Source organism: Mesorhizobium sp. M4B.F.Ca.ET.143.01.1.1, assembly GCF_004792275.1.
Taxonomy (GTDB): domain Bacteria; phylum Pseudomonadota; class Alphaproteobacteria; order Rhizobiales; family Rhizobiaceae; genus Mesorhizobium; species Mesorhizobium abyssinicae.
In genome coordinates, this window is the sequence record NZ_SRSR01000002.1 from 515,714 (window position 1) to 539,082 (window position 23,369).

General features: G+C 64.6%; 16 protein-coding genes and 1 tRNA gene. 5 read left to right on the forward strand and 12 right to left on the reverse strand.

Going from position 1 to position 23,369, the window contains the following annotated elements:
* The first annotated feature begins 78 nt into the window (after positions 1 to 78).
* The 3 genes from EN786_RS06745 to EN786_RS06755 all read left to right on the forward strand — a co-directional run bounded on the left by EN786_RS06745 (position 79) and on the right by EN786_RS06755 (position 1,750).
* Positions 79 to 960 (forward strand): NmrA/HSCARG family protein, encoded by an 882-nt coding sequence (locus EN786_RS06745; RefSeq protein ID WP_127286547.1) that lies wholly within the window; start codon positions 79 to 81, stop codon positions 958 to 960.
* Positions 961 to 1,151: 191 nt separating this feature from the next.
* A tRNA-Pro gene (locus tag EN786_RS06750) sits at positions 1,152 to 1,228 on the forward strand.
* A 222-nt stretch (positions 1,229 to 1,450) separates the two neighbouring features.
* Positions 1,451 to 1,750 carry a hypothetical protein gene (locus EN786_RS06755; protein ID WP_246688720.1) on the forward strand — a complete coding sequence of 100 codons (300 nt, stop codon included), beginning with the start codon at positions 1,451 to 1,453 and terminating at the stop codon, positions 1,748 to 1,750.
* Positions 1,751 to 1,780: 30 nt separating this feature from the next.
* Here EN786_RS06755 and EN786_RS06760 read toward each other — a convergent pair whose 3' ends face one another.
* The 4 genes from EN786_RS06760 to EN786_RS06775 form a co-directional block, all read right to left on the reverse strand.
* A complete protein-coding gene (locus EN786_RS06760; protein WP_135908090.1) occupies positions 1,781 to 3,400 on the reverse strand; it encodes an ABC transporter ATP-binding protein in 1,620 nt (539 codons plus the stop codon).
* A 1-nt stretch (position 3,401) separates the two neighbouring features.
* Positions 3,402 to 4,523: an ABC transporter permease subunit gene (locus EN786_RS06765; RefSeq protein ID WP_127312107.1), complete on the reverse strand. Its 1,122-nt coding sequence runs from the start codon at positions 4,521 to 4,523 to the stop codon at positions 3,402 to 3,404.
* Positions 4,516 to 5,439, reverse strand: coding sequence for an ABC transporter permease subunit (locus tag EN786_RS06770; RefSeq protein ID WP_127286579.1), 924 nt, complete (start codon positions 5,437 to 5,439; stop codon positions 4,516 to 4,518). The genes EN786_RS06765 and EN786_RS06770 overlap by 8 nt, the downstream gene beginning before the upstream one ends.
* Before the next feature lie 175 nt (positions 5,440 to 5,614).
* On the reverse strand, positions 5,615 to 7,207 hold the full coding sequence (locus EN786_RS06775; protein ID WP_127311216.1) for a peptide ABC transporter substrate-binding protein: 1,593 nt from the start codon (positions 7,205 to 7,207) through the stop codon (positions 5,615 to 5,617).
* 381 nt (positions 7,208 to 7,588) lie between these two features.
* Between EN786_RS06775 and EN786_RS06780 the strand changes: the two genes are divergently transcribed.
* Positions 7,589 to 7,954 carry a TadE/TadG family type IV pilus assembly protein gene (locus tag EN786_RS06780; protein WP_245478389.1) on the forward strand — a complete coding sequence of 122 codons (366 nt, stop codon included), beginning with the start codon at positions 7,589 to 7,591 and terminating at the stop codon, positions 7,952 to 7,954.
* Positions 7,954 to 9,774 carry a TadG family pilus assembly protein gene (locus EN786_RS06785; protein ID WP_245494792.1) on the forward strand — a complete coding sequence of 607 codons (1,821 nt, stop codon included), beginning with the start codon at positions 7,954 to 7,956 and terminating at the stop codon, positions 9,772 to 9,774. The genes EN786_RS06780 and EN786_RS06785 overlap by 1 nt, the downstream gene beginning before the upstream one ends.
* On the opposite strand, the gene EN786_RS06790 is transcribed toward EN786_RS06785, so the two are convergent.
* The 8 genes from EN786_RS06790 to EN786_RS06825 form a co-directional block, all read right to left on the reverse strand.
* The gene (locus tag EN786_RS06790; protein ID WP_127286582.1) at positions 9,775 to 10,143 is read right to left on the reverse strand and encodes a hypothetical protein; all 369 of its coding nucleotides are present in this window, start codon (positions 10,141 to 10,143) and stop codon (positions 9,775 to 9,777) included. It lies immediately after the preceding gene.
* Positions 10,143 to 11,816 carry an alpha-glucosidase family protein gene (locus EN786_RS06795; protein ID WP_127311217.1) on the reverse strand — a complete coding sequence of 558 codons (1,674 nt, stop codon included), beginning with the start codon at positions 11,814 to 11,816 and terminating at the stop codon, positions 10,143 to 10,145. The genes EN786_RS06790 and EN786_RS06795 overlap by 1 nt, the downstream gene beginning before the upstream one ends.
* A complete protein-coding gene (gene glgX, locus EN786_RS06800; RefSeq protein ID WP_135908092.1) occupies positions 11,813 to 13,825 on the reverse strand; it encodes a glycogen debranching protein GlgX in 2,013 nt (670 codons plus the stop codon). The genes EN786_RS06795 and glgX overlap by 4 nt, the downstream gene beginning before the upstream one ends.
* Before the next feature lie 196 nt (positions 13,826 to 14,021).
* On the reverse strand, positions 14,022 to 15,650 hold the full coding sequence (locus tag EN786_RS06805; protein ID WP_127285587.1) for an alpha-D-glucose phosphate-specific phosphoglucomutase: 1,629 nt from the start codon (positions 15,648 to 15,650) through the stop codon (positions 14,022 to 14,024).
* 3 nt (positions 15,651 to 15,653) lie between these two features.
* Complete coding sequence (gene glgA, locus EN786_RS06810; RefSeq protein WP_127285588.1) at positions 15,654 to 17,099, reverse strand: glycogen synthase GlgA; 1,446 nt, start codon at positions 17,097 to 17,099, stop codon at positions 15,654 to 15,656.
* A 22-nt stretch (positions 17,100 to 17,121) separates the two neighbouring features.
* Positions 17,122 to 18,387: a glucose-1-phosphate adenylyltransferase gene (gene glgC, locus EN786_RS06815; RefSeq protein ID WP_127285589.1), complete on the reverse strand. Its 1,266-nt coding sequence runs from the start codon at positions 18,385 to 18,387 to the stop codon at positions 17,122 to 17,124.
* A gap of 27 nt (positions 18,388 to 18,414) precedes the next feature.
* On the reverse strand, positions 18,415 to 20,628 hold the full coding sequence (gene glgB / locus EN786_RS06820) for a 1,4-alpha-glucan branching protein GlgB (protein ID WP_127285590.1): 2,214 nt from the start codon (positions 20,626 to 20,628) through the stop codon (positions 18,415 to 18,417).
* Positions 20,629 to 20,776: 148 nt separating this feature from the next.
* A complete protein-coding gene (locus EN786_RS06825; protein WP_127310476.1) occupies positions 20,777 to 23,239 on the reverse strand; it encodes a glycogen/starch/alpha-glucan phosphorylase in 2,463 nt (820 codons plus the stop codon).
* Between the last annotated feature and the right edge of the window lie 130 nt (positions 23,240 to 23,369).

Consider the following 23,369-nt stretch of genomic DNA (forward strand, 5'->3'; position numbering starts at 1 on the left):
AAAGTTTTCCAATTATAGGTGATTATGCATCAATGCCGCAAACCCTAACTTTGCTCCACGCAAACACGGAGCAAACAGATGACCATCAAAAGAGACATTCTGGTGACCGGCGCCACCGGCCAGCAAGGCGGCGCGGTCGCGCGCGCTCTTCTTGCCAAGGGCCACGGCGTCAAGGCGTTGACGCGCTCGCCGGACGGCAAGGCGGCGCGGCAACTGGCGACCGCCGGCGCCGAAATCGTGGCCGGCGATCTATCCGACGCCGCCTCCATCATCAAGGCTGCGAGCGGCGTCGACACCATGTTCCTGATGGGCACCATGACCGAGGCCGGCATGGAGGAAGAGACCCGCCAGGGTATCCTTGCCGCCGACGCGGCGAAGGCTGCCGGCGTCGGGCATCTCGTCTATTCGTCCGTCGCCGACGCCAACAAGAAAACCGGCATCCCGCATTTCGAAAGCAAATATCTGGTCGAGCGGCATATCGAGCGGCTCGGCATCCCCTATACGATCAGCGCCCCGGTCGCCTTCATGGAGAATTTCGTCGCCCCCTGGTCGATCGGCGCGCTGGCCCAGGGCACGCATGCTTTCGCGGTGCCCGCCAAGCGCAGGCTGCAGCTGGTCGCGCTGGCGGACATCGGCGCCTTCGTCGCGGCGCTGATCGAGCGTCGCGAACGGGTATTCGGCAAGCGCTTCGATTTCGCCGGAGATGAATTGTCCGGCGAAGAGCAGGCGAAAATCCTGTCGCAGGCCATCGGCCGCCCGATCGGCTACCAGGAGGTCCCGATCGCCATGGCCCGCCAGCAGAACGAGGATGCGGCGTTGATGTTCGAATGGTTCGACAGCGTCGGCTACGACGTCGACATCCCCGGCTTGCACAAGGAATTCCAGGAGGTGCGCTGGCACAGCTTTGCCGACTGGGCGCGCGCGTTCGACTGGAGCATGCTCGATCGGTCAGCCGCCTGATTGCGCTGGGTTTCGGCAAGCGGATCAGCCAGCCCATCGTGCTGGTCCGCTTGCCCTTTTCGCGCAGCGGATCGCTGAGCCAGCCCGAAGATTTCAACAGTCCGCGGCGAATGTGACGAAATGCGACAGACGTACTGCCATTGGCGCTTGCAGGATCGAAAAGCGGCGGCTATAAGCCCGCGGTCTGGTCACGGAGTGTAGCGCAGTCTGGTAGCGCACATCGTTCGGGACGATGGGGTCGCAGGTTCAAATCCTGCCACTCCGACCAGAAAAACAAGCACTTGGCTGCTTGTTGCCTCCCGCTCCCGAAATCACCCGTCTGCGCCGCAAATCGAGCGGAACGGCCTCTGGCCTTCCATTGTGCTCGACAACAGGCTCTCGCTTTGACCTAATGGCGCCCTACCCTGGTTCGACGGGCGTGCGGGACTGAGGAACGGCGAGAGCAGGTGAAAGTATCAAGTCCGCGCCGACGGCAGCACTCCTGTTTACTTTGATCACCGTGCTGCTCGTTGCGGTTGGCTGCTCCTCGAGGCTTGCCTCGATCGATTCGGACAAATACGACCGCATGAGCTGCCCGGAACTCAACGTCGCGCTCGGCGACACCGCCACCGGGATCTCGCAAACCGCCATCGCACGCGGCAAGGTCGCCAATACCAGCGTGCCGAACTGGCTGCTCGGCGGCGAGCGCGTGAAGACGGTCGTGGCCAACCGCGAAACGGCCAGGATCGAACGGATGCAGCAACAGCAGCAGGCGATCGTCGCGGCAAGAAAGCGGCAGTGCACGTCGTAGCGTTGTGCGGCTGGGCACAGGGCCGCTGCCTTACGCGCTCATCCGAAATCGCGCCGTATCGATCGCGGCGTTCATCAGCGTCTGGGTGTAGCCGGCCTGCGGATTGCTGAAGATGTCTTCCGTCGGCCCTTCCTCGACGATCTTGCCCTGCTTCATGACGATGATGTAGTCGGCCATGGCGCGGACCACGGCGAGGTCGTGGCTGATGAACAGGTAGGACAGTTCGTGGTCGGCCTGCAGCTTGCGCAGCAGCTCCACGATCTGCTTCTGCACCGAGCGGTCGAGCGCCGAGGTCGGCTCGTCAAGCACCACCAGCCTCGGCTTCAGGATCATGGCGCGGGCGATGGCGATGCGCTGGCGCTGGCCGCCCGAGAATTCGTGCGGATAGCGGTTGCGCGAATTGGGATCCAGCCCGACTTCGCGCAGCGCCTCGACCGCGCGCTGGTCGCGCTGCTTGCCGGTGAGCGACGGCTCGTGCACCAACAGCCCTTCGGTGATCACCTGGCCGACGGTCATGCGCGGCGACAGCGAGCCGAACGGATCCTGGAAGACGAGCTGCAATTGCCGCCTGAGTGGCCGCATCGCCTGGCGGTCGGCGTCGGAGATGTCGCGGTCGCCGAAGCGGATCAGGCCCTCGCTGGGCAACAGCCTGAGCAGCGCGCGGCCGAGCGTCGACTTGCCGGAACCGGATTCGCCGACGATACCGATCGTCTGGTTGCGTTTCAGGCGGATCGAGATGTTGTCGACGGCGCGCAGCATCAGCGGCTCGCCGGCGAGGAAGCCGCCGCCGATCCTGAACACCACCTCGACATTGCGGCCCTCGAGCAGCACCGGGGTACCGGCCGGCGGCGGCGCCTTGGAGCCGGTCGGCTCGGCCGCCAGCAGCATCTTGGTGTAGGCGTGCTGCGGGTTGGCGAAGAGCGCTTCGGCCTCGCCCTCCTCCACCACCTCGCCCTGGCGCATGACATAGACGCGGTCGGCGAAGCGCCTGACGATGCCGAGATCGTGGGTGATGAAGACGATGGCCATGCCGAGCTTGCGCTGCAATTCGGCGAGCAGCATCAGGATCTGCGCCTGGATGGTGACGTCGAGCGCCGTCGTCGGCTCGTCGGCGATCAGGATGTCGGGATCGTTGGCCAGCGCCATCGCGATCATGACGCGCTGGCGCTGGCCGCCCGACATTTCGTGCGGATAGGATTTCATCCTCCGTTCGGGATCGGGAATGTGCACGAGCCGCAAGAGCTTCAGCGCCTCCTCGCGCGCTTCCGCCGCGCCCAGCCCGCGATGCCTGCGGATCGGTTCGATCAGCTGGTTGCCGATCGAATAGAGCGGATCGAGCGAGGTCATCGGCTCCTGGAAGATCATGCTGATCTTGCGGCCGCGCACCTTGTTGAGCTCGCTCTTGCTCATCGTCAAAAGGTTGCGGCCGCGATAGTCGACGGCGCCTGTTGCCTCGCCGTTGGAGGCCAGCAGGCTCATCGCGGCCATCATGGTCTGGCTCTTGCCGGAGCCGGATTCGCCGACCACGGCGACGGTCTCGCCGGCCCTGACGTTGATGTTGATGCCCTTGACCGCCTCGACCGCACCGTCGAGGGTGCGGAAGCGGACGCGAAGGTCCCTGACGTCGAGGATCGTTTCGGCAGCGGCCATGTCAGCGGTCCTTCGGGTCGAGCGCGTCGCGCAGGCCGTCGCCGACGAAGTTCAGCGCGAACAGCGTCGAAACGAGGAAGAAGGCGGGGAACAGAAGCAGCCAGTTGGCGCTGCCGATGTTCTTGGCGCCGACCGAGATCAGCACGCCCCAGCTGGTCATCGGCTCCTGCACGCCGAGGCCGAGGAAGGACAGGAAGCTTTCCAGGATGATGACCTGCGGCACCAGCAGGGTCATGTAGATCACCACCGGGCCTAGCAAATTGGGGATGACGTGACGCATCAGGATGCCGCGCTGGCCGACACCCATGGCTTCGGCGGCCTGGACATATTCCTGCCTTCGGATCGACAGCGCCTGGCCGCGCACGATGCGTGCCATGTCGAGCCACAGCACGGCGCCCACCGCCAGGAACATCAGGACGAAGTTGCGGCCGAAGAACACCACCAGCATGATGACGAAGAAGATGAAGGGCAGCGAATAGAGCACGTCGACGATGCGCATCATCACCTCGTCGACCCGGCCGCCGGCAAAGCCGGCCGCGGCGCCGTAGAGCACGCCGATCACCACCGCCACGACGCCCGCCAGAAGGCCGATGGCCAGCGATATGCGCCCGGCCATCAGCGTGCGCGACAGCAGATCGCGGCCGGTGTTGTCGGTGCCGAAGTAGAAATATTGCTGCTTGATGGCGGCACTCATCGTCACTTCGAGCCCGTCGGGCGATTTGCTATCGATCTTTGTGTCGTCGAAGGCGTCGGACCGATCGAGATAGCGGATGTAGCGGTCGTCTATCGGCTTCTTGGACGTGACCGTCACGATCACGCGGCTGCCGTCCTGGTGCCATTCCTTGATGTCGACGCGCATGCGCTTGATGGCGTCGGTCAATGCGGTCTGGATCATGTCGGGCTTGGGGTATGCCGAGAAGCTCGGCGGCGTGCGCACATAGTCGCCGTAGATCGTGGTGTATTCGTGCGGCACCAGGGATGGACCAAACACGCTGATCAGCGCGATGAAGGCAAGATAATAGAGGCTGAACATGGCGGCGCGGTTGGCCTTGAGGCGCGCCCAGGCGTCGCCCCAGAGCGAGCGGCCAACGACTGCGGGGGCTGCGGCTGCGATATCAGTCATAGCGCACCCTCGGGTCGACGACCGCGTACATGACATCGACGATCAGGTTGAAGACGATGGTGAAGATGGCGATGACCACCACAGTTCCCATGACCAACGTGTAGTCGCGGTTCAGGGCGGCATCGACGAAATAGCGGCCGACGCCCGGAATGGAAAAGATGGTCTCGACGATGACCGAGCCGGTGAGCAGCGCCGCCGCCGCCGGGCCGGTGAAGGAGACGATCGGCAGGATGGCGCCGCGCAGCGCATGCTTGACCACCACCGCCCAGTCGGACAGGCCGAGCGCGCGGGCGGTGCGGATGTGATGGGAGCGCAAGCTCTCGATCATCGAGCCGCGCATCAGCCGGGCGACGATCGCGATCTGCGGCAGCGCAAGCGTCAGCACCGGGCCAACCTTGTTGATCAGCGCGCCGTCGCCCCAGCCGCCGATCGGCAGGAGCTTCCAGGTCAGGCCGAACAGGAGCTGGATCACCGGCGCGATGACGAAAGTGGGAATTGTGCTGCCGGCCGTCGCCAGCGCGATCACGGCATAGTCGCCAAGCTTGTTCTGGTTGAGCGCGGCGACGGTGCCGAGCACGCCGCCGAGCAGCAAGGCCAGCAGCAGCGCCGAGGACCCGAGCTGGACCGAGATGGGCAGCCCCTTGGCGAACAGCTCGGTGACGGTGAAATCCGGCATGTTGTAGCTCGGGCCGAAATTGCCGCGCAAAAGGTTACCGAGATAGTGGGCATATTGCAGCCAGAGCGGATCGCCCAGCCCGAACTGAGCTTCGAGATTGGCCCTGATCTCAGGGCTCAGTCCCCGCTCCTGGTTGAACGGGCCGCCCGGCGCGACACGGATCAGGAAGAACGCCAGCGTCACGATGACGAATAGCGTCGGGATGGCGGTCAACAGCCGCCGGAAGACATAACGCAGCATCGGCGCCCCGCTTCAGCCAGGGTGACGGCTCTCCAAACGAAGACCCGCAACGCCGGCATCTCTGATCTTCGCACCGGCATTGCCGAAAATCCAACCCGACTTTCGGCCCGGTACGACGACAGACCGCGGCCGCCGCTGCCCAAAATGGCAGCGGCGGCACGGCCAAGGTTTCTTGTCAGTCCTTGGAGATGAAGCGGGACGGATGGATGTCCATCACATTGTCGTCGAAGCCATGCAGCTTCGAGGAAACGATGTCGTGGAAGCTGTAGTAGAGAAGCGGGATCTGGCCGACGTCGTCGACGAGGACGCGCTCCGCCGCGGCCAGCTCCTTCATGCGCTCCTCGGGCTTGCCGCCGGCGGCGGCTGCCTTGTCCATTGCGGCCTCATAGGCCGGGCTGTTGTAGTCGGAGTAGTTGTTGCCGCTCGCTTTGCGCGAGATGCCGAGGAAGGTTTCCGGATCCTTGTAGTCGGCGATCCAGGCGGCGCGGGCGACGTCGTAGTTACCCTTCTGCTCGAGGAAGCCGTAGTGGGTCTTGGTGTCGGTGTTGAGCAGCGTCACCTCCACGCCGAGCGGCTTCAGCTGCTCCTGGATGGCGACCGCCGTGTTCTTGTGGTTCTCCGAGGTGTTGTAGCGGATCTCCATCTTCAACGGATGCTCGGGCGTATAGCCGAGTTTCTCGAGGATCTTCTTGGCAGCGTCCTCGCGGTCGATCTGCGGCATGTCGGCGTATTTGGCCACTGCCGGCGTGTAGCCCTCGATGCCCGGAGGCACCATCGAATAGCCGGGCAGCATCGAGTTCTGCCAGACTTTCTCGGCGAGGAAGTCGCGATCGATCGCCATCGAGATGGCGTTGCGCAGCTCGACATTGTCCCACGGCGCCTTGTCGGTCTTGATCGCGTAATAGTAGGTGCCGAGATATGGACCGACGCGGACCTGGTCGCCGAACTTGGTCTTGAGATCGGCAAGCTGTTCGGTCGGCAAGTCACCATAACTGTCGAGTTCGCCGGCCTCGAAGCGCTTCATCGCAGATGAGCGATCCTCGGTCGGGATGTAGTTGACGACGTCCATTTTGACGGTGCCGGCGTCCCAGAATTTCGGATTCTTGACCAGCTTGAGATGGTCGTTGGGCACCCATTCGGCCAGCGTATAGGCGCCGTTGGAAACCAGCTTGCCCGGCTTGATCCAGTCGGCGCCGAGCTTGTCTATGGACGCCTTGTTGACCGGATAGGTCGCCTGGTGGGTCAGCATCTCCAGGAAATAGGGCGTCGGCGCCTTCAGCGTCACTTCCAGCGTGTTGGCGTCCACCGCCTTCACGCCCATGTCCTCTGCCTTGCCCTTCTTGGTGTTGAAGTCCTCAGCGCCCTTCACCGGATAGAGCATCGAGGCGTATTCGGCAGCGGTGGCCGGGTCTTCCAGCCGACGGAACGAATAGACGAAGTCTTCCGCCGTCACCGGGCTGCCATCCGACCAGAGGCCGTCCTTGCGCAGCTTGAAGGTGTAGACAGTGCCGTCGTCGGACACGGTCCAGCTTTCCGCGGCGCCCGGGATGAGGTTCGTCTTCTGGTCATGCATGACCAGGCCCTGGAACATGTCGCGTATGATATCGGCTTCGTAGACCGTCGAGGTCTTGTGCGGATCGACGGTCTCCGCCTCGGCGGCGGATCCGCGGTTGTAAACGGTCTCGGCGAAAGCCGGCGTGTAGAAGGTGCCCGCGGCCAAGGCCATGGTCGTGGCGAACACCGTCGCCTTCAGCACATTTTTCAGCATGAAGTTCTCCCTGTCGGCGCGGCCCCTCAGCCACACCTATTACGTGTTGACGCCCCTGAACCAATTTTGGTCGCTTTTGGGCGTGCCACCGATCGCTTCCGGCGGCTGGTGGCAGGACACTAGACAGACAGATATCCGATTTCAACCGAGTCGTGCTGTGTGCACGCTTGACGCTAAGTTAGCGCGCAATCGCTAAAACAGCGGCGACTTAAGCAAAAACAGGGCGTTCAACTTGCTGCACCTAGCGGTTGCTCCATCCGTTTTCTGTTTTTGCAGTGCGGATTTGGCATGCTCCGCACTATGCTGCAGGACCCAAAAAGCCGTGTTTCGTGGTCTCGTTTCCGGGCTGACGCCGTCGGGACAACGGCGGTCGAATTCGCCATGCTGGCGCCGCTTTTCATCCTGCTTTTGCTCGGCATGGTTGCATATGGCATCTATTTCGGAGCCAGCCATTCGGTCCAGCAGATCGCCGCCGACGCGGCGCGAACGGCGATAGCCGGGCTGAACCAGACCGAGCGGCAGGCCCTGGTCACCAATTTCATCAATCACGACGTCGCCGGCTATCCGTTCGTCGACCCGCACAAGCTGACGGTCGATGCCAAGGACAGCGCCATCGACGGCAGCCAGTTCGTCGTTTCGGTCAGCTACGACGCGCGCGAGCTGCCAATCTGGAACCTGCTGGACAGCCTGCCGATGCCATCGATGACGATCAAGCGCCAATCGACGATCCGCGTCGGGGGCATATGATGCGCGCCGCTGCCGCCGCGATGCTGCGATCGGGCAGCCGGCTGATCGCCGACAGGCGCGCCAACTTCGCCGTCATGGCGGCGCTGAGCGCGCCGGTCGCGCTGGCGCTGACAGCCTTCGCCGTAGACGAAGGCGCGCTGTTCAACGAGCGCCGCGCGGCGCAGTCGATCGTCGATCTCGCGGCGATCACCGCCGCGGCCAATATCAACAATGCCGAGAAGGCAGTGCTGACTGCGCTGAAGGACAACGGCTTCAACTCGGTCGCCGTCCAGAAGCAGGGGACGACCGTCGAGCCGACGGCCAGCAAGGCGGTCGTCCAGGTGGTGCCCGGCCGCTATTCCGGCGTCAGCGCGATTGCCGCCGGAAGCCGTTTCGAGGCCGGCAAGCTGCCCTACAACGCCGTGCAGGTGTCGCTGAAGAAGAAGGGCACGCTCTATTTCGGCGCGATGATGATGAAGCCGCCGGTGATCGGAACGACGGCCACCGCCAGCGCCCAGGCGGAAGCCGCGTTCTCGGTCGGGTCGCGGCTCGCCAGCCTCAATGGCGGCGTGCTCAACGCGCTGCTCGGCGGCCTGCTCGGCACCAACATCTCGCTCAGCGTGATGGACTACAACGCGCTGATATCGGCCGATGTCGACGTGCTCTCCTTCACCGACGCGCTGGCGACGCAGCTGCATCTGACGGGCGTGAGCTATTCGGACGTGCTGGCTTCGAAGGCCACCATCGGCCAGATCGCCACCGCTATGGCCAATGTCCCGGGGCTTGACCGCACCTCCAAGCTGGCGCTGCAGGCGATGGCCGCAGGCGCCACCAACACGGTCAAGATCCCGCTCAGCCACCTCATCGATCTCGGCTCCGTCGGCAGCCTCGGCGTCGGCCAGAAGCCGGCGGGGCTTACGGTAGCGGCGAGCGCCATGAGCATGGTGACGGCGGCGGCGGCACTTGCCAACGGCACCAACCAGGTCCAGGTCAATCTCGGTGCCACAATACCGGGGCTGACCTCCACCACGCTCAGCATCGCCATCGGCGAGCCGGCGCAATCCTCGCCCTGGCTGCGGGTCGGCGAAGCCGGCACCGTGGTGCGCACCGCGCAGACCCGCATCAAGCTGAATGCCAGCGTCGGCATCGGCAACGGCAACAATGGCAGCGGCTTCGGCAATGGCAGCGGGAACGGCACCGCCGGCGTGAATTTGGGCGGCGGCATCAAGCTGCTCGCCGTCAACCTGCCGCTCAATGTCGAAGTGGCCTATGCCGAAGCGAAGCTCACCGACGTCAGCTGCCCGACCGGCCGTCCCGACAGCCTGAAGGTCACGATCGCGGCACAGCCCGGCGTCGTCGCCGCGCATCTCGCCGACACCAACGCCAACGGCTTTGCCGACTTCACCAAGCCACAATCGTTCGGCGACGCCGAAATCGCCGACGTCAGCGTCAAGCTCTTGCTGGTCAACCTCAGCCTGCTGCAGATCAACGGATCTTCGGCGTTCTCGGTCACCAACATGGCGCCGACGAACCTGACCTTCAATGCCACCGAAATCGCCGCCAAGACGATGAAGACCGTGTCGACGAAGAACCTGACGCAGTCGCTCTCCACCTCGCTGGTCAACAACCTGTCGCTGTCGGTCAAGGCGCTGGGCGCCGGCCTCGACGTCACCGCCCTGCTCGGCACCGTGAAGCCGGCGGTGGTGACGGTGCTGAACGGCGTGACCGCGCCGGTCGACAGCCTGGTCTACAACGTGCTTGGCGCGCTCGGCGTGCATGTCGGCGAAGCCGATATCCGGGTCACCGGCGGGACCTGCGGACGCTCCGTGCTGGTGCAGTAGTCAAATTGCAGAGATAATCAAATTTGCCTCTTCAAAGAGATTCAGGCCATCGAAGTCGACGTATATGGTCTGGCCTTGCACATCTATTTGATCAAGCATCGCTGAAATCGCGCCAGCGTGTTCCTTAGACAAGGATATCAATACCTTTCCGTCTTGAATCCTCACTAAGTGCTCATTCTCAGTGACAATCGTGACCTGAAAGCCAGATATCCCGCCCGAAAAATCTGCGTTGAATCCAGACGACATGTCGACAACATCGCGGAGCAACAATTTCGAAGACAGATCTCGTACCTCACGAAGCGTGCACAATACAATTACGGATGGCGGTGGCTCCCCGAACGCAACTTCGTTCGTGAATTCGATGAGCATCACCGAGCCTCGTTGGACGTTGACGGGCTGGCCGCCAAGTTGGTTCGCCCCAGAAAGCAACCCAGCGGCGGCAGTGACAATACGTCTTCGGCAATGACCGCGCCGGTGCCGAGATCGATCGCTTCAACAGGCCCAAAAGCCGGCGGCAACGCCCAATTTGCCGGCTCGTCGGCGAAGTTGAAGACGCAGACCAGGCTCTCGCCCTCACCCTCGCGGACGAAGGCAAGGACATCGCCTTCGGCATCCAGGAAGCGGATGGAGCCGCTGACCAGCGCTGGGTGCCGCTTGCGCAAGGCAAGCACCGCCCGGTAGGCGGCAAGCACCGATCCCTCCTCGCCGTTCTGGACATCCACGGCGCGGGCGCGGTGGCTGGCCGGCAGCGGCAGCCAGGGCTTGCCCGTGGTGAAGCCGCCATTGTCGGCGCCGGCTTCCCAGGCCATCGGCGTGCGGCAGCCGTCCCTGCCCTTGACGCCTGGCCAGAAGCGGATGCCGAGAGGGTCGCGCAGATCCTCGAAGGTGAGTTCCGCTTCCTCCAGACCGAGTTCCTCGCCCTGGTAGAGGCAGATCGAGCCGCGCAGGCAGGCGAGCAGCGCGATCGAGAATTTCGCCACTGTGTCCGGATCGCCGCCCGGCCGCGTCCAGCGGCTGACATGGCGCACGACATCGTGGTTGGAGAAGGCCCAGCAGACCCAGCCGTCGGCGACGGTGCCTTCGAAAGCCTCGACGCAGCCGCGTATGTGCGCCGCCGAGAATTGCGGCCCGAGCAGGTCGAATGTGTAGCACATCTGCAGCCTGTCGCCGCCGGAGGTGTAGGCGGCGAGCGTCTGCAGCGAGCGGTCCTCGTCGCCGACCTCGCCGACCGCGGCTCGGTCCTGGTACTCGTCGAGCAGCGCGCGGAAGCGGCGCAGGAAATCGAGGTTCTCCGGCCGCGTCTTGTCGAACAGATGCTCCTGGAAGGCATAGGTGGTGGTGGCGCCGTTGGTGCCGGCGACGCTTGCCGCCAGAGGCGGGTTGTCGCGCAGCCAACGGTCATGGAAATAGTAATTGACCGTATCGAGTCGAAAGCCGTCGACGCCGCGCTCCAGCCAGAAGCGCACCGTGTCCAGCACCGCGTCCTGAACCTCCGGATTGTGGAAGTTGAGGTCGGGCTGGGCGGCGAGGAAATTGTGCATGTAGTACTGCCGGCGTGTGGCATCCCACTCCCAGGCCGGTCCGCCGAACAGCGACAGCCAGTTGTTGGGCGCATTGCCGTCGGACCTGGCATCAGCCCAGACGTACCAGTCGGCCTTCGGGTTGTCGCGGCTGGCGCGGCTCTCGACGAACCATTCATGCTTGTCGGACGAGTGCGAGATCACCTGGTCGATGACGACCTTCAGGCCGAGCCGGTGCGCCTCGGCGACCAGCGCGTCGAAATCCTCGAGCGTGCCGAACATCGGATCGACGTCGCGATAGTCCGACACGTCGTAGCCCATGTCGGCCATCGGCGACTTGAAGAAGGGCGACAGCCAGATGGCGTCGACGCCGAGCGAAGCGACATGGGCGAGTCTGGCGGTGATGCCCTTGAGATCGCCGCTGCCATCGCCCGTCGTGTCCTGGAAGGAGCGCGGATAGATCTGGTAGATGACGCAGCCGCGCCACCAGTCGGCCCCCTGCTCCCCATTGCCCTCTGTCATCCCTTGTCCTTCCCGCTGCGTATCCGGCCGCCGGCCTTGCGCTCGATCATGAATACCACCGTCCGTCCCGGCACCGGCCGCGACAGGTCGACGCCGCCATCCGCCGCCTCGATGGCGGCATGCCAGCGGAACCCGGTCCGTTCCGGCAGCGTGAAGACGCATTGGCGGCGGTCGCCGTTGACGACGACGGCAAGGCGGCCATCGCCGGCGCCGCCAAGCACCATGGCGAGGCGATGGCGCCGCGAGTCGTTCCAGTCGGCCTCGCCAAGCGGCGCGCCGGATTCGGTCAGCCATGCAACATCGGGCACGTCGGAACCGGCTTGCGGCTGGCCGCTCAGGAAGCGCGTTTCCGAAAGCGCCGGCACGGTGCGGCGCAGTGCGGCGAGCGCTGCCGCGAAACGCTCCAACCCTTGGTCGCGGCCTGCCCAGTCGAGCCAGGTGATGCCGTTGTCCTGCGCATAGGCGTTGTTGTTGCCATCTTGCGAGCGGCCGAACTCGTCGCCCGCCGTCAGCATGATCGTGCCGCGCGAGGCAAACAGCGTAGCAAGCAGCGCGCGCTGATCGCCGAGCCGCGCCTCGACGATCGAGGCGTCGTCGGCCTCGCCCTCGACGCCATTGTTCCAGGACAGGTTGTCGCCATGGCCGTCGCGATTCTGCTCGCCATTGGCCTCGTTGTGCTTTTCCTCATAGGCGACGAGGTCGGCCAGCGTCATGCCGTCATGCGCGGCGATGAAATTGACCGTGCGGCTCTTGTCCTGCGCTGCCCTGGCGAAGACATCGGACGAGCCGGCAAGCCGGGTCGCCAGGGTGCCGATCGTGCCGGTATCGGCGCGCCAGAAGCGCCTGACATCGTCCCGGTAGCGGTCGTTCCATTCGAGGAAGGGTCGCGAAAAATTGCCGAGCTGATAGCCGCCCGGGCCGATGTCCCAGGGTTCGGCGATCAGCACCCGGTCGGCCAGCAGCGGATCGCCGGCGATGGCTTGAAGCAGCGGGGCTTGCGGGTCGAACGTGCCGTCGACGCGGCCGAGCACTGGCGCCAGGTCGAAGCGGAAGCCGTCGACGCCGGCATCGCGGACGAAATGGCGCAGCGTGTCGAGCACCATTTCGCGGACGACCGGGTGATCGCAGGCGATGGTGTTGCCGGTGCCGGTGTCGTTGACCAGCCTGCCGTCCGGCTCGTGCCGGTAGTAGGCCTGCGCATCGAGGCCGCGCAGCGACAGCGTCGGACCGAAGCGGTCGCTCTCGCCTGTGTGGTTGAAGACGAGGTCTAGGATGGTGCTGATGCCGGCCTTGCGCAAGGCGGCGACCGTGTCGCGCAATTCGGCCACGCCACCCGGCGCCAGGCGCGGATCGAGCGCCATGAAGGTGACGGGATTATAGCCCCAGGCGTTGTGGAGCCCGAGCGGCGGCAGATGCCGCTCGTCGATCGAGGCGGTGATCGGCATCAGTTCGACAGCGGAGACGCCGAGCTTTTGCAGATGCTCGATCACAGCCGGATGGGCGAGAGCGGCGATGGTGCCGCGCTGCGCCTCCGGGACGTCGGGATGCAGCCTGGTGAAGGAGCGGACATTGAGTTCGTAGATCAGGCCGCCGGGCTTGAGGACGGGTGGCAACAGCGCGGCCGGTTGCGGCAGCGCGACCACGACCGCCTTGGGCATCAATGCCGCGGTGTCGGCGCCTTCGTTGCGTTTGGCGGCAAGCCGCCAGTTGAATTGATACGGTCTGTCGATCTCGATGGCGTAAGGGTCGGTGAGCAGTTTCTCCGGGTCGAACCAGAGGCCGCGCTCGGGGGTGTAGTCACCATCGGCGCGGAAGCCGTAGCGGGTGCCGCTGGCAAGGCCGGTGACGAGCAGCGCGCGCAAGCCCTCGCCTTCGGGTTCGAGCTCGAGCCGGTCGATCTCGCGCTCGCCGGCATCGTCGAAGATCGAGACCCAAAGGCGTCTCGCCGACGACGACCAGGCGGCGAAGCGGATCCCTTCGTTGGTGATGGTTGCGCCGGGTGAGGTCACGCGCGCGCCTCCCCTTCTCCCCTTGTGGGAGAAGGTGGATCGGCGCGCAGCGCCGAGACGGATGAGGGGTGTTGGACGGAATGATGGATCGATGATTTGAACGCAGGCGGGCGCCAAGCTGGAGCACCCCTCATCCGTCGCCTTCGGCGACACCTTCTCCCACAAGGGGAGAAGGGGGAGCCGCGGAGAACCACCCTCAAGTAATCACGCTCGGCTTGTCGCGGCCGGTGTGGCTCTTGATACCGGCAATGTCGTCCGCCGCGGCGATGAGGTCGGCGAGCGCTTCCTGGGTGTCGAGATCGTGCCTTGCCTGATCCGGCTCGTAGCGCTCGATATAGACGCGCAGCGTGGCGCCGGAGGTGCCGGTGCCGGAGAGGCGGAAGACGACGCGCGAGCCGCCCTCGAACAGGATCCTGATGCCCTGGTTCTTGCTCACCGAGCCGTCGACCGGATCGTGATAGGCGAAGTCGTCGGCGGTGGCGATCTTCAGGCCGCGCACGCTGGTGCCAGGCAGCGAGGCGAGCTTGGCGCGCAGTTCATCGACCAGCCTGTTGGCGCGGTCGGTGTCGACCTCCTCATAGTCGTGGCGCGAATAGTAGTTGCGGCCGTAAGTCGCCCAATGCTCGGTGACGATCTGCTTGGCGCTCTCGCCGCGCACGGCGAGGATGTTGAGCCAAAGAAGCACCGCCCACAGTCCGTCTTTCTCGCGCACGTGGTTGGAGCCGGTGCCGGCGCTTTCCTCGCCGCAGATCGTCGCCATGCCGGCGTCGAGCAGATTGCCGAAGAACTTCCAGCCGGTCGGCGTCTCGTAGATGCCGATGCCGAGCTTCTCGGCGACGCGGTCGGCGGCACCGCTGGTCGGCATCGAGCGGGCGATGCCCTTGAGGCCGTCCTTGTAGCCCGGCGCCAGATGCGCATTGGCGGCGAGCATCGCCACCGAATCCGACGGCGTGACGAAGATGCCCTTGCCGATGATCAGGTTGCGGTCGCCGTCACCGTCGGAGGCGGCGCCGAAGTCCGGCGCGTCCGCCCCCATCATCTCGTCATAGAGATGCTTGGCATGCACAAGGTTCGGGTCCGGGTGGTGGCCGCCGAAGTCCGGCAGCGGCTTGAAGTTGCGGCAGGTACCGCTCGGCGCGCCGAGCCGGCGCTCGAGGATCTCCTTGGCATAGGGGCCGGTCACCGCATGCATGGCGTCGAAGCGCATGCGGAAGCCGTATTTGAAGTTGGCGCGGATGGCATCGAAGTCGAAAAGGTTTTCCATCAGCTCGGCATAGTCGCTGACCGGATCGATAACCTCGACCGTCATGCCGCCGGCCTTGACCGTGCCGATCGTGTCGATGTCAATCGCGCCGATATCGGCGATCTTGAAGCTCGAAATCGTCTTGGTCTTCTCGAAGATCGCGTCGGTAATCTTCTCCGGCGCCGGGCCGCCATTGCCGGCATTGTATTTGATGCCGAAATCCTCGTGCGGGCCGCCCGGATTGTGGCTGGCCGACAGGATGATGCCGCCGAAGGTCTTGTATTTGCGAATGATGTTGGAGGCGGCCGGCGTCGAGAGGATGCCGCCCTGCCCGACCATCACCTTGCCGAAGCCGTTGGCGGCAGCCATGGCGATGGCCTTCTGGATGACCTCGCGGTTGTAGAAGCGGCCGTCGCCGCCGATCACCAGCGTCTCGCCCTCGAACCCTTCCAGAGCGTCGAAGATCGACTGGATGAAGTTCTCCGCATAGTGCTCCTGCTGGAACACAGGCACCTTCTTGCGCAGGCCGGAGGTGCCGGGCTTCTGGTCAAGATAGGGTTTGGTGGCGACGGTCCGTATCATGATTCAGGCAACCCTTTTCGAAAGCAGCAGGCGATAGAGTTCGACATATTTCTCGGCGCTCCTGTCCCAGGAGACATCGGCCTTCATGCCCTGGCGCTGGATCGAGCTCCAAACGGCGGGATTGGCATGCGCGCTGACCAGCCGGTGGATGGCATGGACGAGCGCGCCGCCATTGTTCGGCGCGAACTGGAAGCCGGTCGCAACGCCAGCCGATATCGCCGCTTCGTTGGCGTCGATGATGGTGTCGGCGAGCCCGCCGGTGCGGGCGACGACCGGCACGCAGCCATAGCGCAGGCCGTAGAGCTGGGTCAGCCCGCAAGGCTCGAAACGCGACGGGATGACGATGGCGTCGCAGCCGCCCTGCATGATGTGCGAGAGCGCCTCGTCATAGCCGACGACGACGCCGATGCGGCCGCGATGGCGGGCGGCGGCAGCAAGCAGCGCGCCTTCGAGGCCGGCGTCGCCGGAGCCGAGGATGGCCAGGCGCGCGCCGGCCGCGACGATGCCGTCGACGACCGCAGCCAAAATGTCCATGCCCTTCTGCCAGGTCAGCCGGCTGACGACGCAGACGATCGGACTGTCGTCACTCTCGAGATTGAAACGGTCCTCAACCGCCTTGCGGTTCTTGGCCCGCGCAGCAAGCGTCTCGGCCGAATAATTGGCCACAAGATGCTTGTCGGTCTCGGGATTCCAGATGTCGACATCGATGCCGTTGACGATGCCATGGAGATCGGTGGCGCGCATGTTGATCAGCCCGTCAAGGCCCATGCCGAATTCGGGTGAACGGATCTCCTGCGCATAGGTCGGGCTCACCGTGGTGATCGCCCAGGCGGCCTGCAGACCGGCCTTGAGATAGCCGACGCCGCCGTAATATTCGACGCCGTCGAGCGCCATCGCCACGCCCGGCAGGCCGAGCTCACCAAAGATGCCGGCGCCGAACTGGCCCTGGAAGGCGAGGTTGTGCACGGTGATCAGCGACGGCACGCCGACCGCCTTGCCGTAGCGCATATAGGCAAGCGCCATCGCCGACTGCCAGTCATGGGCGTGCACGATGTCGGGCTGGTAGCCGGAGATGACGCCGCCGGCGATGTCGCCGCCAACCTGGCTGAGCGCGGCGAAGCGCCGCCAATTGTCTGGCCAGTCGGCGCCGGTGGCATTGCCATAGGGGCCGCCCGGGCGGTCGAACAGATGCGGCGCGTCGAGCACAAAGAGGTCGAGTCCGGCGATCTGAACGGCATGGATGGAGGCTTTGCCACCCTGCAGCAGCGGATACTGGTAGACGGCCTTCTTTTTCTTGAAGGCGGCCATCACCTGAGGGTAGCCGGGGATGAGGGTGCGCATGGCGACGCCCTTGCCGGCCAGCGCGATCGGCAAAGCGCCGGTCACGTCGGCGAGCCCGCCGGTCTTGATCAGCGGGAAGATTTCGGGCGTGACCGACAGAACCTGCATGCGCTTAATGATCCCATCCTGTCTACAGTTTAAGCTTGTCGAGCATGTCCTGGGTGACGAGGCAAATGCCCTTCTCCGAGACGCGGAAGCGCTTAGCGTCGAGGGCGGCATCCTCGCCCACCACCAGCCCTTCCGGGATGCGCACGCCATGGTCGATGACGACGCGCTTCAGCCTGGCGTTACGGCCGACATGCACGTCCGGCAGCATGACGACTTCTTCGAGCGTCGAATAGGAATTGATGCGCGCGCCGGTGAAGATCAGGCTTTTCTTCAGTGAAGCGCCGGAGACGATGCAGTCGCCCGAGACCAGTGAGGAAACCGCGGAGCCGCGCCTGCCATCCTCGTCATGCACGAATTTTGCCGGCGGCTTCAATTCGGCATAGGTCCAGATCGGCCAGTCGCGGTCGTAGAGGTCGAGTTCGGGCGTGACGTCGGTCAGGTCGATATTGGCCTCCCAATAGGCGTCGACCGTGCCGACGTCGCGCCAGTAGGCCTCGTTCTCGGCCGTCGAGCGCACGCAGGATTTGGCGAAGCGGTGCGCGATCGCCTTACCGTGCTGGACGACATAGGGGATGATGTCCTTGCCGAAGTCGCGGCTGGAGCCGGGCTCGGCGGCGTCGCGGCGCAGCTGCTCCATCAGGAATTTGGTCTTGAACACATAGATGCCCATCGAGGCCAGGGCGAAGTCCGGCTTGTCCGGGATGCCGGGCGGGTCGGCCGGCTTCTCGATGAAGGAGATGATGGTGTCCTTGGCATCGACATGCATGACGCCGAAGCCGGTCGCTTCCATGCGCGGCACTTCGAGGCAGCCGACGGTGACGTCGGCATTGGCGTCGACGTGCTGGCGCAGCATCAGCTCGTAGTCCATCTTGTAGATGTGGTCGCCGGCCAGGATCACCATGTATTCGGGGCCATAGGCCTCGATGATGTCGATGTTCTGGTAGACGGCGTCGGCCGTGCCTTCATACCACTGCGTCTCGGAGACGCGCTGGCTGGCCGGCAGGATGTCGAAGCTCTCGTTTCGCTCGGGGCGCAGGAAGTTCCAGCCGCGCTGCAGGTGGCGGATCAGCGAATGCGCCTTGTACTGGGTGGCAACGCCGAGGCGGCGAATGCCGGAGTTCAGCGCATTGGACAGCGCGAAATCGATGATGCGCGTCTTGCCGCCGAAATAGACCGCGGGCTTGGCGCGGCGGTCGGTCAGTTCCTTGAGACGGCTGCCGCGCCCGCCGGCCAGCACGTAGGCCATGGCATCACGTGCCAGCGGCTGGGTTCTTTTCAAGTCTGCCATTTTTACCCTCCCAAATTACGGCATCGTTCAGTCCGGGACAAATTCGAGCATGATCGTCGACAGTGGCGGCAAAAGCATCGTCGCCGATACGCCTCCACCTTCCGCCCTGGCCTCGACCACGCCGCCATTGCCCTTGCCCGAACCGCCATAGGCCGAAGCGTCTGTGTTGATGATCTCGCGCCATTTGCCGGCCTTCGGCAGCGGCACGCGGTAATTTTCCCGCGGTACCGGCGTGAAGTTGGAGATGACGGCGATCGGATTGCCGTCTGGCGCGCTGCGCAGCCAGGCGAACACCGAATTCTCGCTGTCGTCGACGATCAGCCAGGAAAAGCCCTCCGGTTCACAGTCGCGCGCATGCAGCGCCGGACGCGAGCGGTAGAGATAATTGAGGTCGCGCACTGTCTGCCAGATACCGCGATGCGGAGCGTGGTCAAGCAAGTCCCAGTCTAGGGCCCGCGCCTCGCTCCATTCGCGCCGCTGGGCGAATTCCTGGCCCATGAACAGGAGCTTCTTGCCGGGGTAACCCCACATGAAGGCGTAATAGGCGCGCAAGGTCGCGAATTTCTGCCAGTCGTCGCCGGCCATCTTGCCCAGCAGCGTGCCCTTGCCGTGCACGACCTCGTCATGGGAGAGCGGCAGCACGAAGTTCTCGGAGAAGGCGTAGACAAGTCCGAAGGTGATGTCGTTGTGGTGATGCTTGCGGTAGATCGGCTCCTTGGAGAAATACTCCAGCGTGTCGTGCATGAAGCCCATGTTCCACTTGAAGCCGAAGCCCAGCCCGCCCTCATGCACCGGCCGCGACACTTTCGGCCATGAGGTCGATTCCTCGGCGATCGTCACCACGCCGGGATGGTGGCCGTAGACCTCCTTGTTCATCTTCTGCAGGAAGGCGACTGCCTCGAGGTTTTCGCGTCCGCCCTTCTCGTTGGGGATCCATTCGCCGGCCTTGCGCGAATAGTCGAGGTAGAGCATCGAGGCCACCGCGTCGACCCGCAAACCGTCGACATGGTATTTCTCGGCCCAGAACAGCGCGTTGTTGACCAGGAACGACACCACCTCGCGGCGGCCGAAATTGTAGATCGCGGTGTTCCAGTCGGGGTGGAAGCCCTGGCGCGGATCCTCGTGCTCGTAGAGCGCAGTGCCGTCGAAGCGGGCGAGGCCATGCGCATCGACGGGAAAATGCGCCGGCACCCAGTCGAGGATAACGCCGATGCCGGCACGATGCGCGCCGTCGACGAAACGGGCAAAGCCGTCGGGGTCGCCGAAACGGGCGGTCGGCGCGTAGAGGCCGGTGGTCTGGTAGCCCCACGACGGGTCGTAGGGGTGCTCGGAGATCGGCAGGAATTCGATATGGGTGAAGCCGGTGTCGGCGACGTAGGGGATCAGCCGCGCGGCGAGTTCGTCCCAGCTCAGGAACGTGCCGTCGTCGCGAAGCTGCCAGGAGCCGGCGTGGACCTCGTAGATCGAGATCGCCTCGCGCCTGGGGTCGGCACTGCGCCAGAACGTGCGGTGCGCCTCGTCGCCCCACTCATGCGCCATCGGCGGCGCCGTCACCGACGCGGTGGCCGGGCGCAGTTCCGACTCGAAGGCGAACGGGTCGGCCTTCAGCGGCAGCCTCACGCCGTCGGGGGCGATGATCTCGAACTTGTAGGGCTGGCCCGCGCCGATATCGGGGATGAACAGTTCCCAGATGCCGGTGTCGCGGCGGTCGCGCATGGTGTGCCGGCGCCCGTCCCATTCGTTGAACGCGCCGACCACCGAGACGCGCCGCGCATTGGGCGCCCAGACGGCGAAATGCACGCCGGTGGCGCCCTCATGGTCGATGACATGGGCGCCGAGCTTGTCGAAGAGCCTCAGATGCGAGCCCTCGGCAATATAGTAGTCGTCCAACGGGCCGAGCACCGGACCGAAGGAATAGGGATCGGTCAGCCACCAGTCGCCGCCGGCATTCCTGGCGTGATAGCGCAGCGGCTGACGCTTCCTGAGCGTGAGCTTGCCCTCGAAGAAACCCGAATCGTCGCGTCGCGACAGCTCGCCTGCCGCCTTGCCGCTCAGCGTGTAGGCGGTGACGAGCTCGGCGTTCGGGACAAAGCAGCGGGCAACAAAACCCTTGCCGGCCTCATGCACGCCGAGAACCGCGAAGGGATCGCCATGCGTGCCGGCGACAATCGCCGCGACATCGCCGGCTGGCGCCAGTCCGTCCGGCCCGCTCGTCGCAGCGGTCGCGCGCGGCTTCCTCATCAGGCGGTCGCCCTCCCTGGGCACTCGTACTCAAATACTAGCGGAGGTTTGACTTCGACATCTGCATCGCCGACTGGTCCTGGATCGGTCGCAAGTGTCAAACTCACTCCACTAGGGGCCACGTTGTTCGTGACCTCATGCAATCATATCAGACGGGCACGTTCCAGATTTCTTTCGCATATTGGCGGATCGTGCGATCGGAAGAGAACCAGCCGACGCGGGCGACGTTGCGGATGGCGCGCGCGTACCAGTCGGGGCTGTTGCGCCAGACGGTATCGACCTCGCGCTGGGTGGCCGCGTAAGTGTCGAAGTCGGCCGCCACCATGAACCAGTCGCTGTTGTAGAGGCCGTCGATCAATGCGCGGTAGCGCTGCGGATCGTCAGGCGAGAAGACGCCCGAGGAGATGGCAGCGAGCGCCTGCGAAAGTTCCGGCGAGCCTTCGATCACCGCGCGCGGATTGTAGCCGTTGTTGCGCCGCTCGGCGACCTCGGCGGTGGTCAGGCCGAAGATGAAGATGTTGTCGTCGCCGACGCATTCCTTGATCTCGACATTGGCGCCGTCCAGCGTGCCGATGGTCAGCGCGCCGTTCAGCGCGAACTTCATGTTGCCGGTGCCGGAGGCTTCCATGCCCGCGGTCGAGATCTGCTCGGAAAGGTCCGCGGCCGGCATCAGCACTTCGGCCAGGCTGACATTGTAGTTCGGCACGAACACGACCTTGAGCAGGCCGCGCACCGCCGGATCGCGGTTGATGACCCTGGCGACGTCGTTGGCGAGTTTGATGATCAGCTTGGCGTTGTGGTAGCTCGGCGCCGCCTTGCCGCCGAAGAATTTTACGCGCGGCATCCAGTCGCGTTCGGGATGCGAGCGGATCTGGTCGTAGAGGGCGACGGCTTCCAGGATGTTGAGCAGCTGGCGCTTGTATTCGTGGATGCGCTTGACCTGAATGTCGAACAGCGCCGAGGGGTCGAGCTTGATGCCGAGCCGGTCGGCGACCAGGTTGGCGAGCCTCGACTTGTTCGCCCGCTTCACCGCCGCGAACTTCTCGCGGAAGGTGGCGTCGCCGGCAAAGGCGTCGAGCCCCTTGATGGCGTCGATATCGTCGAGGAAGCGGTCGCCGATCGCCTCGCGGGCAAGCGCGGTGAGGCCGGGATTGCACTGGATCAGCCAGCGCCGCGGCGTGATGCCGTTGGTCTTGTTGTTGATGCGGTCGGGATAGAGCTTGTGGAGGTCGGCGAACACCGTCTCCTTCATCAGCTCGGTGTGCAGCGCCGAGACGCCGTTGATCGAATGGGAGCCGACGAAGGCCAGATTGCCCATGCGCACGCGGCGGTCGCCATTCTCCTGGATCAGCGAGATGCGGCTGATCTGCTCGCCCGAGAACTTGTTGGTGGCGCGCGCCTCCAGAAGCACCTCGGCATTGATGGCGTAGACGATCTGCATGTGGCGCGGCAGCAGCCGCTCGAACAGCGGCACCGGCCAGCTTTCCAGCGCCTCCGGCAGCAGCGTGTGGTTGGTGTAGCCGAAGGTGCGTTTGGTGATGTCCCAGGCCTGGTCGAAATCCATGCCGTGGACGTCCATCAGGAGCCGCATCAGTTCGGGCACGGCGATCGCCGGATGGGTGTCGTTGAGATGGATCGCCGCCTTGTCGGGCAGCGACTGCAGGTCGCCATATTGGCTGAGATGGCGCTGCACGATGTCCTGCAGCGAGGCGGTGGAGAAGAAATACTCCTGGCGCAGCCTGAGCTCCTGCCCGGCCATGTGGGAATCGGCGGGATAGAGCACGCGCGACAGGGCGTCGGCCTTGTTGCTTTCGGCCAGCGCGCCGATGTGGTCGCCGGCGTTGAACTTGTCGAGCAGGATCGGATCGATCGGCATGCCGGACCACAGCCGCAGCGTGTTGACGCGGTTGGCCCGCCAGCCGGCGACCGGCGTGTCGTAGGCGACGGCCAGCACATGCTCGGTCGGCTTCCAGACGTGGCGCTCGAGCCTGCCGTCCTTGGAGGTGATCGATTCCACCGAGCCGCCGAAGCCGACCTCGAACGAGCGCTCGCGGCGCTCGAACTCCCAGGGATTGCCGTGATCGAGCCAGGTTTCCGGCAGCTCCACCTGCCAGCCGTCATGGATCTCCTGGCGGAACATGCCGTTGGCGTAGCGGATGCCGTAGCCATGCGCCGGAATGCCGACGGTGGCCATGCTTTCCATGAAGCAGGCAGCGAGCCGGCCGAGGCCGCCATTGCCGAGCGCGGCATCGGGTTCGAGCCCGGCGATCAGGTCGAGGTCGACGCCGAGCGAGCGCAACGCCTCGCGCATGTTGTCCATCAGGCCGAGATTGGAGAATGCGTCGCGCATCAGGCGGCCGATGAGGAATTCCAGCGACAGGTAGTAGACGCGCTTTTCCTGCTGGGCGTAGGCCTCCTGCGTGGCCTGCATCCACTGATCGACGACGCGGTCGCGCACGACCTTGATCGATGCGGTGAGCCAGTCGTACTGGGTGGCGACGTTGGTGCCCTTGCCGACCCTGTATTTGAGGGCCAGCAAGACCTCGTCGGCGAGCGTCTTGGGGTCGGGGATTTCCAGGATGGGAGCTTCGGTCGTCATCGCGCTTGTCATGTCGCCTCTCGTGCGGTTGCCATGATCATACCGGCTTTCACGGTTCCTCCCACCCTACCCCAGTGCATTGCAGCATATATTCAATCGATTTAGGTCGACAGGCAACCGATTCATCTGCGGCAAATTACCC

What these genes read in the sequence shown, in the direction of transcription:
- EN786_RS06745 (WP_127286547.1), top strand. Translation starts at nt 79, where the DNA reads ATGACCATCAAAAGAGACATTCTGGTGACCGGCGCCACCGGCCAGCAA.
- EN786_RS06760 (WP_135908090.1), bottom strand. Translation starts at nt 3,400, where the DNA reads ATGGCCGCTGCCGAAACGATCCTCGACGTCAGGGACCTTCGCGTCCGC.
- EN786_RS06765 (WP_127312107.1), bottom strand. Translation starts at nt 4,523, where the DNA reads ATGACTGATATCGCAGCCGCAGCCCCCGCAGTCGTTGGCCGCTCGCTC.
- EN786_RS06770 (WP_127286579.1), bottom strand. Translation starts at nt 5,439, where the DNA reads ATGCTGCGTTATGTCTTCCGGCGGCTGTTGACCGCCATCCCGACGCTA.
- EN786_RS06775 (WP_127311216.1), bottom strand. Translation starts at nt 7,207, where the DNA reads ATGCTGAAAAATGTGCTGAAGGCGACGGTGTTCGCCACGACCATGGCC.
- EN786_RS06780 (WP_245478389.1), top strand. Translation starts at nt 7,589, where the DNA reads ATGCTGGCGCCGCTTTTCATCCTGCTTTTGCTCGGCATGGTTGCATAT.
- EN786_RS06785 (WP_245494792.1), top strand. Translation starts at nt 7,954, where the DNA reads ATGCGCGCCGCTGCCGCCGCGATGCTGCGATCGGGCAGCCGGCTGATC.
- EN786_RS06790 (WP_127286582.1), bottom strand. Translation starts at nt 10,143, where the DNA reads ATGCTCATCGAATTCACGAACGAAGTTGCGTTCGGGGAGCCACCGCCA.
- EN786_RS06795 (WP_127311217.1), bottom strand. Translation starts at nt 11,816, where the DNA reads ATGACAGAGGGCAATGGGGAGCAGGGGGCCGACTGGTGGCGCGGCTGC.
- EN786_RS06805 (WP_127285587.1), bottom strand. Translation starts at nt 15,650, where the DNA reads ATGATACGGACCGTCGCCACCAAACCCTATCTTGACCAGAAGCCCGGC.
- glgA (WP_127285588.1), bottom strand. Translation starts at nt 17,099, where the DNA reads ATGCAGGTTCTGTCGGTCACGCCCGAAATCTTCCCGCTGATCAAGACC.
- glgC (WP_127285589.1), bottom strand. Translation starts at nt 18,387, where the DNA reads ATGGCAGACTTGAAAAGAACCCAGCCGCTGGCACGTGATGCCATGGCC.
- glgB (WP_127285590.1), bottom strand. Translation starts at nt 20,628, where the DNA reads ATGAGGAAGCCGCGCGCGACCGCTGCGACGAGCGGGCCGGACGGACTG.
- EN786_RS06825 (WP_127310476.1), bottom strand. Translation starts at nt 23,239, where the DNA reads ATGACAAGCGCGATGACGACCGAAGCTCCCATCCTGGAAATCCCCGAC.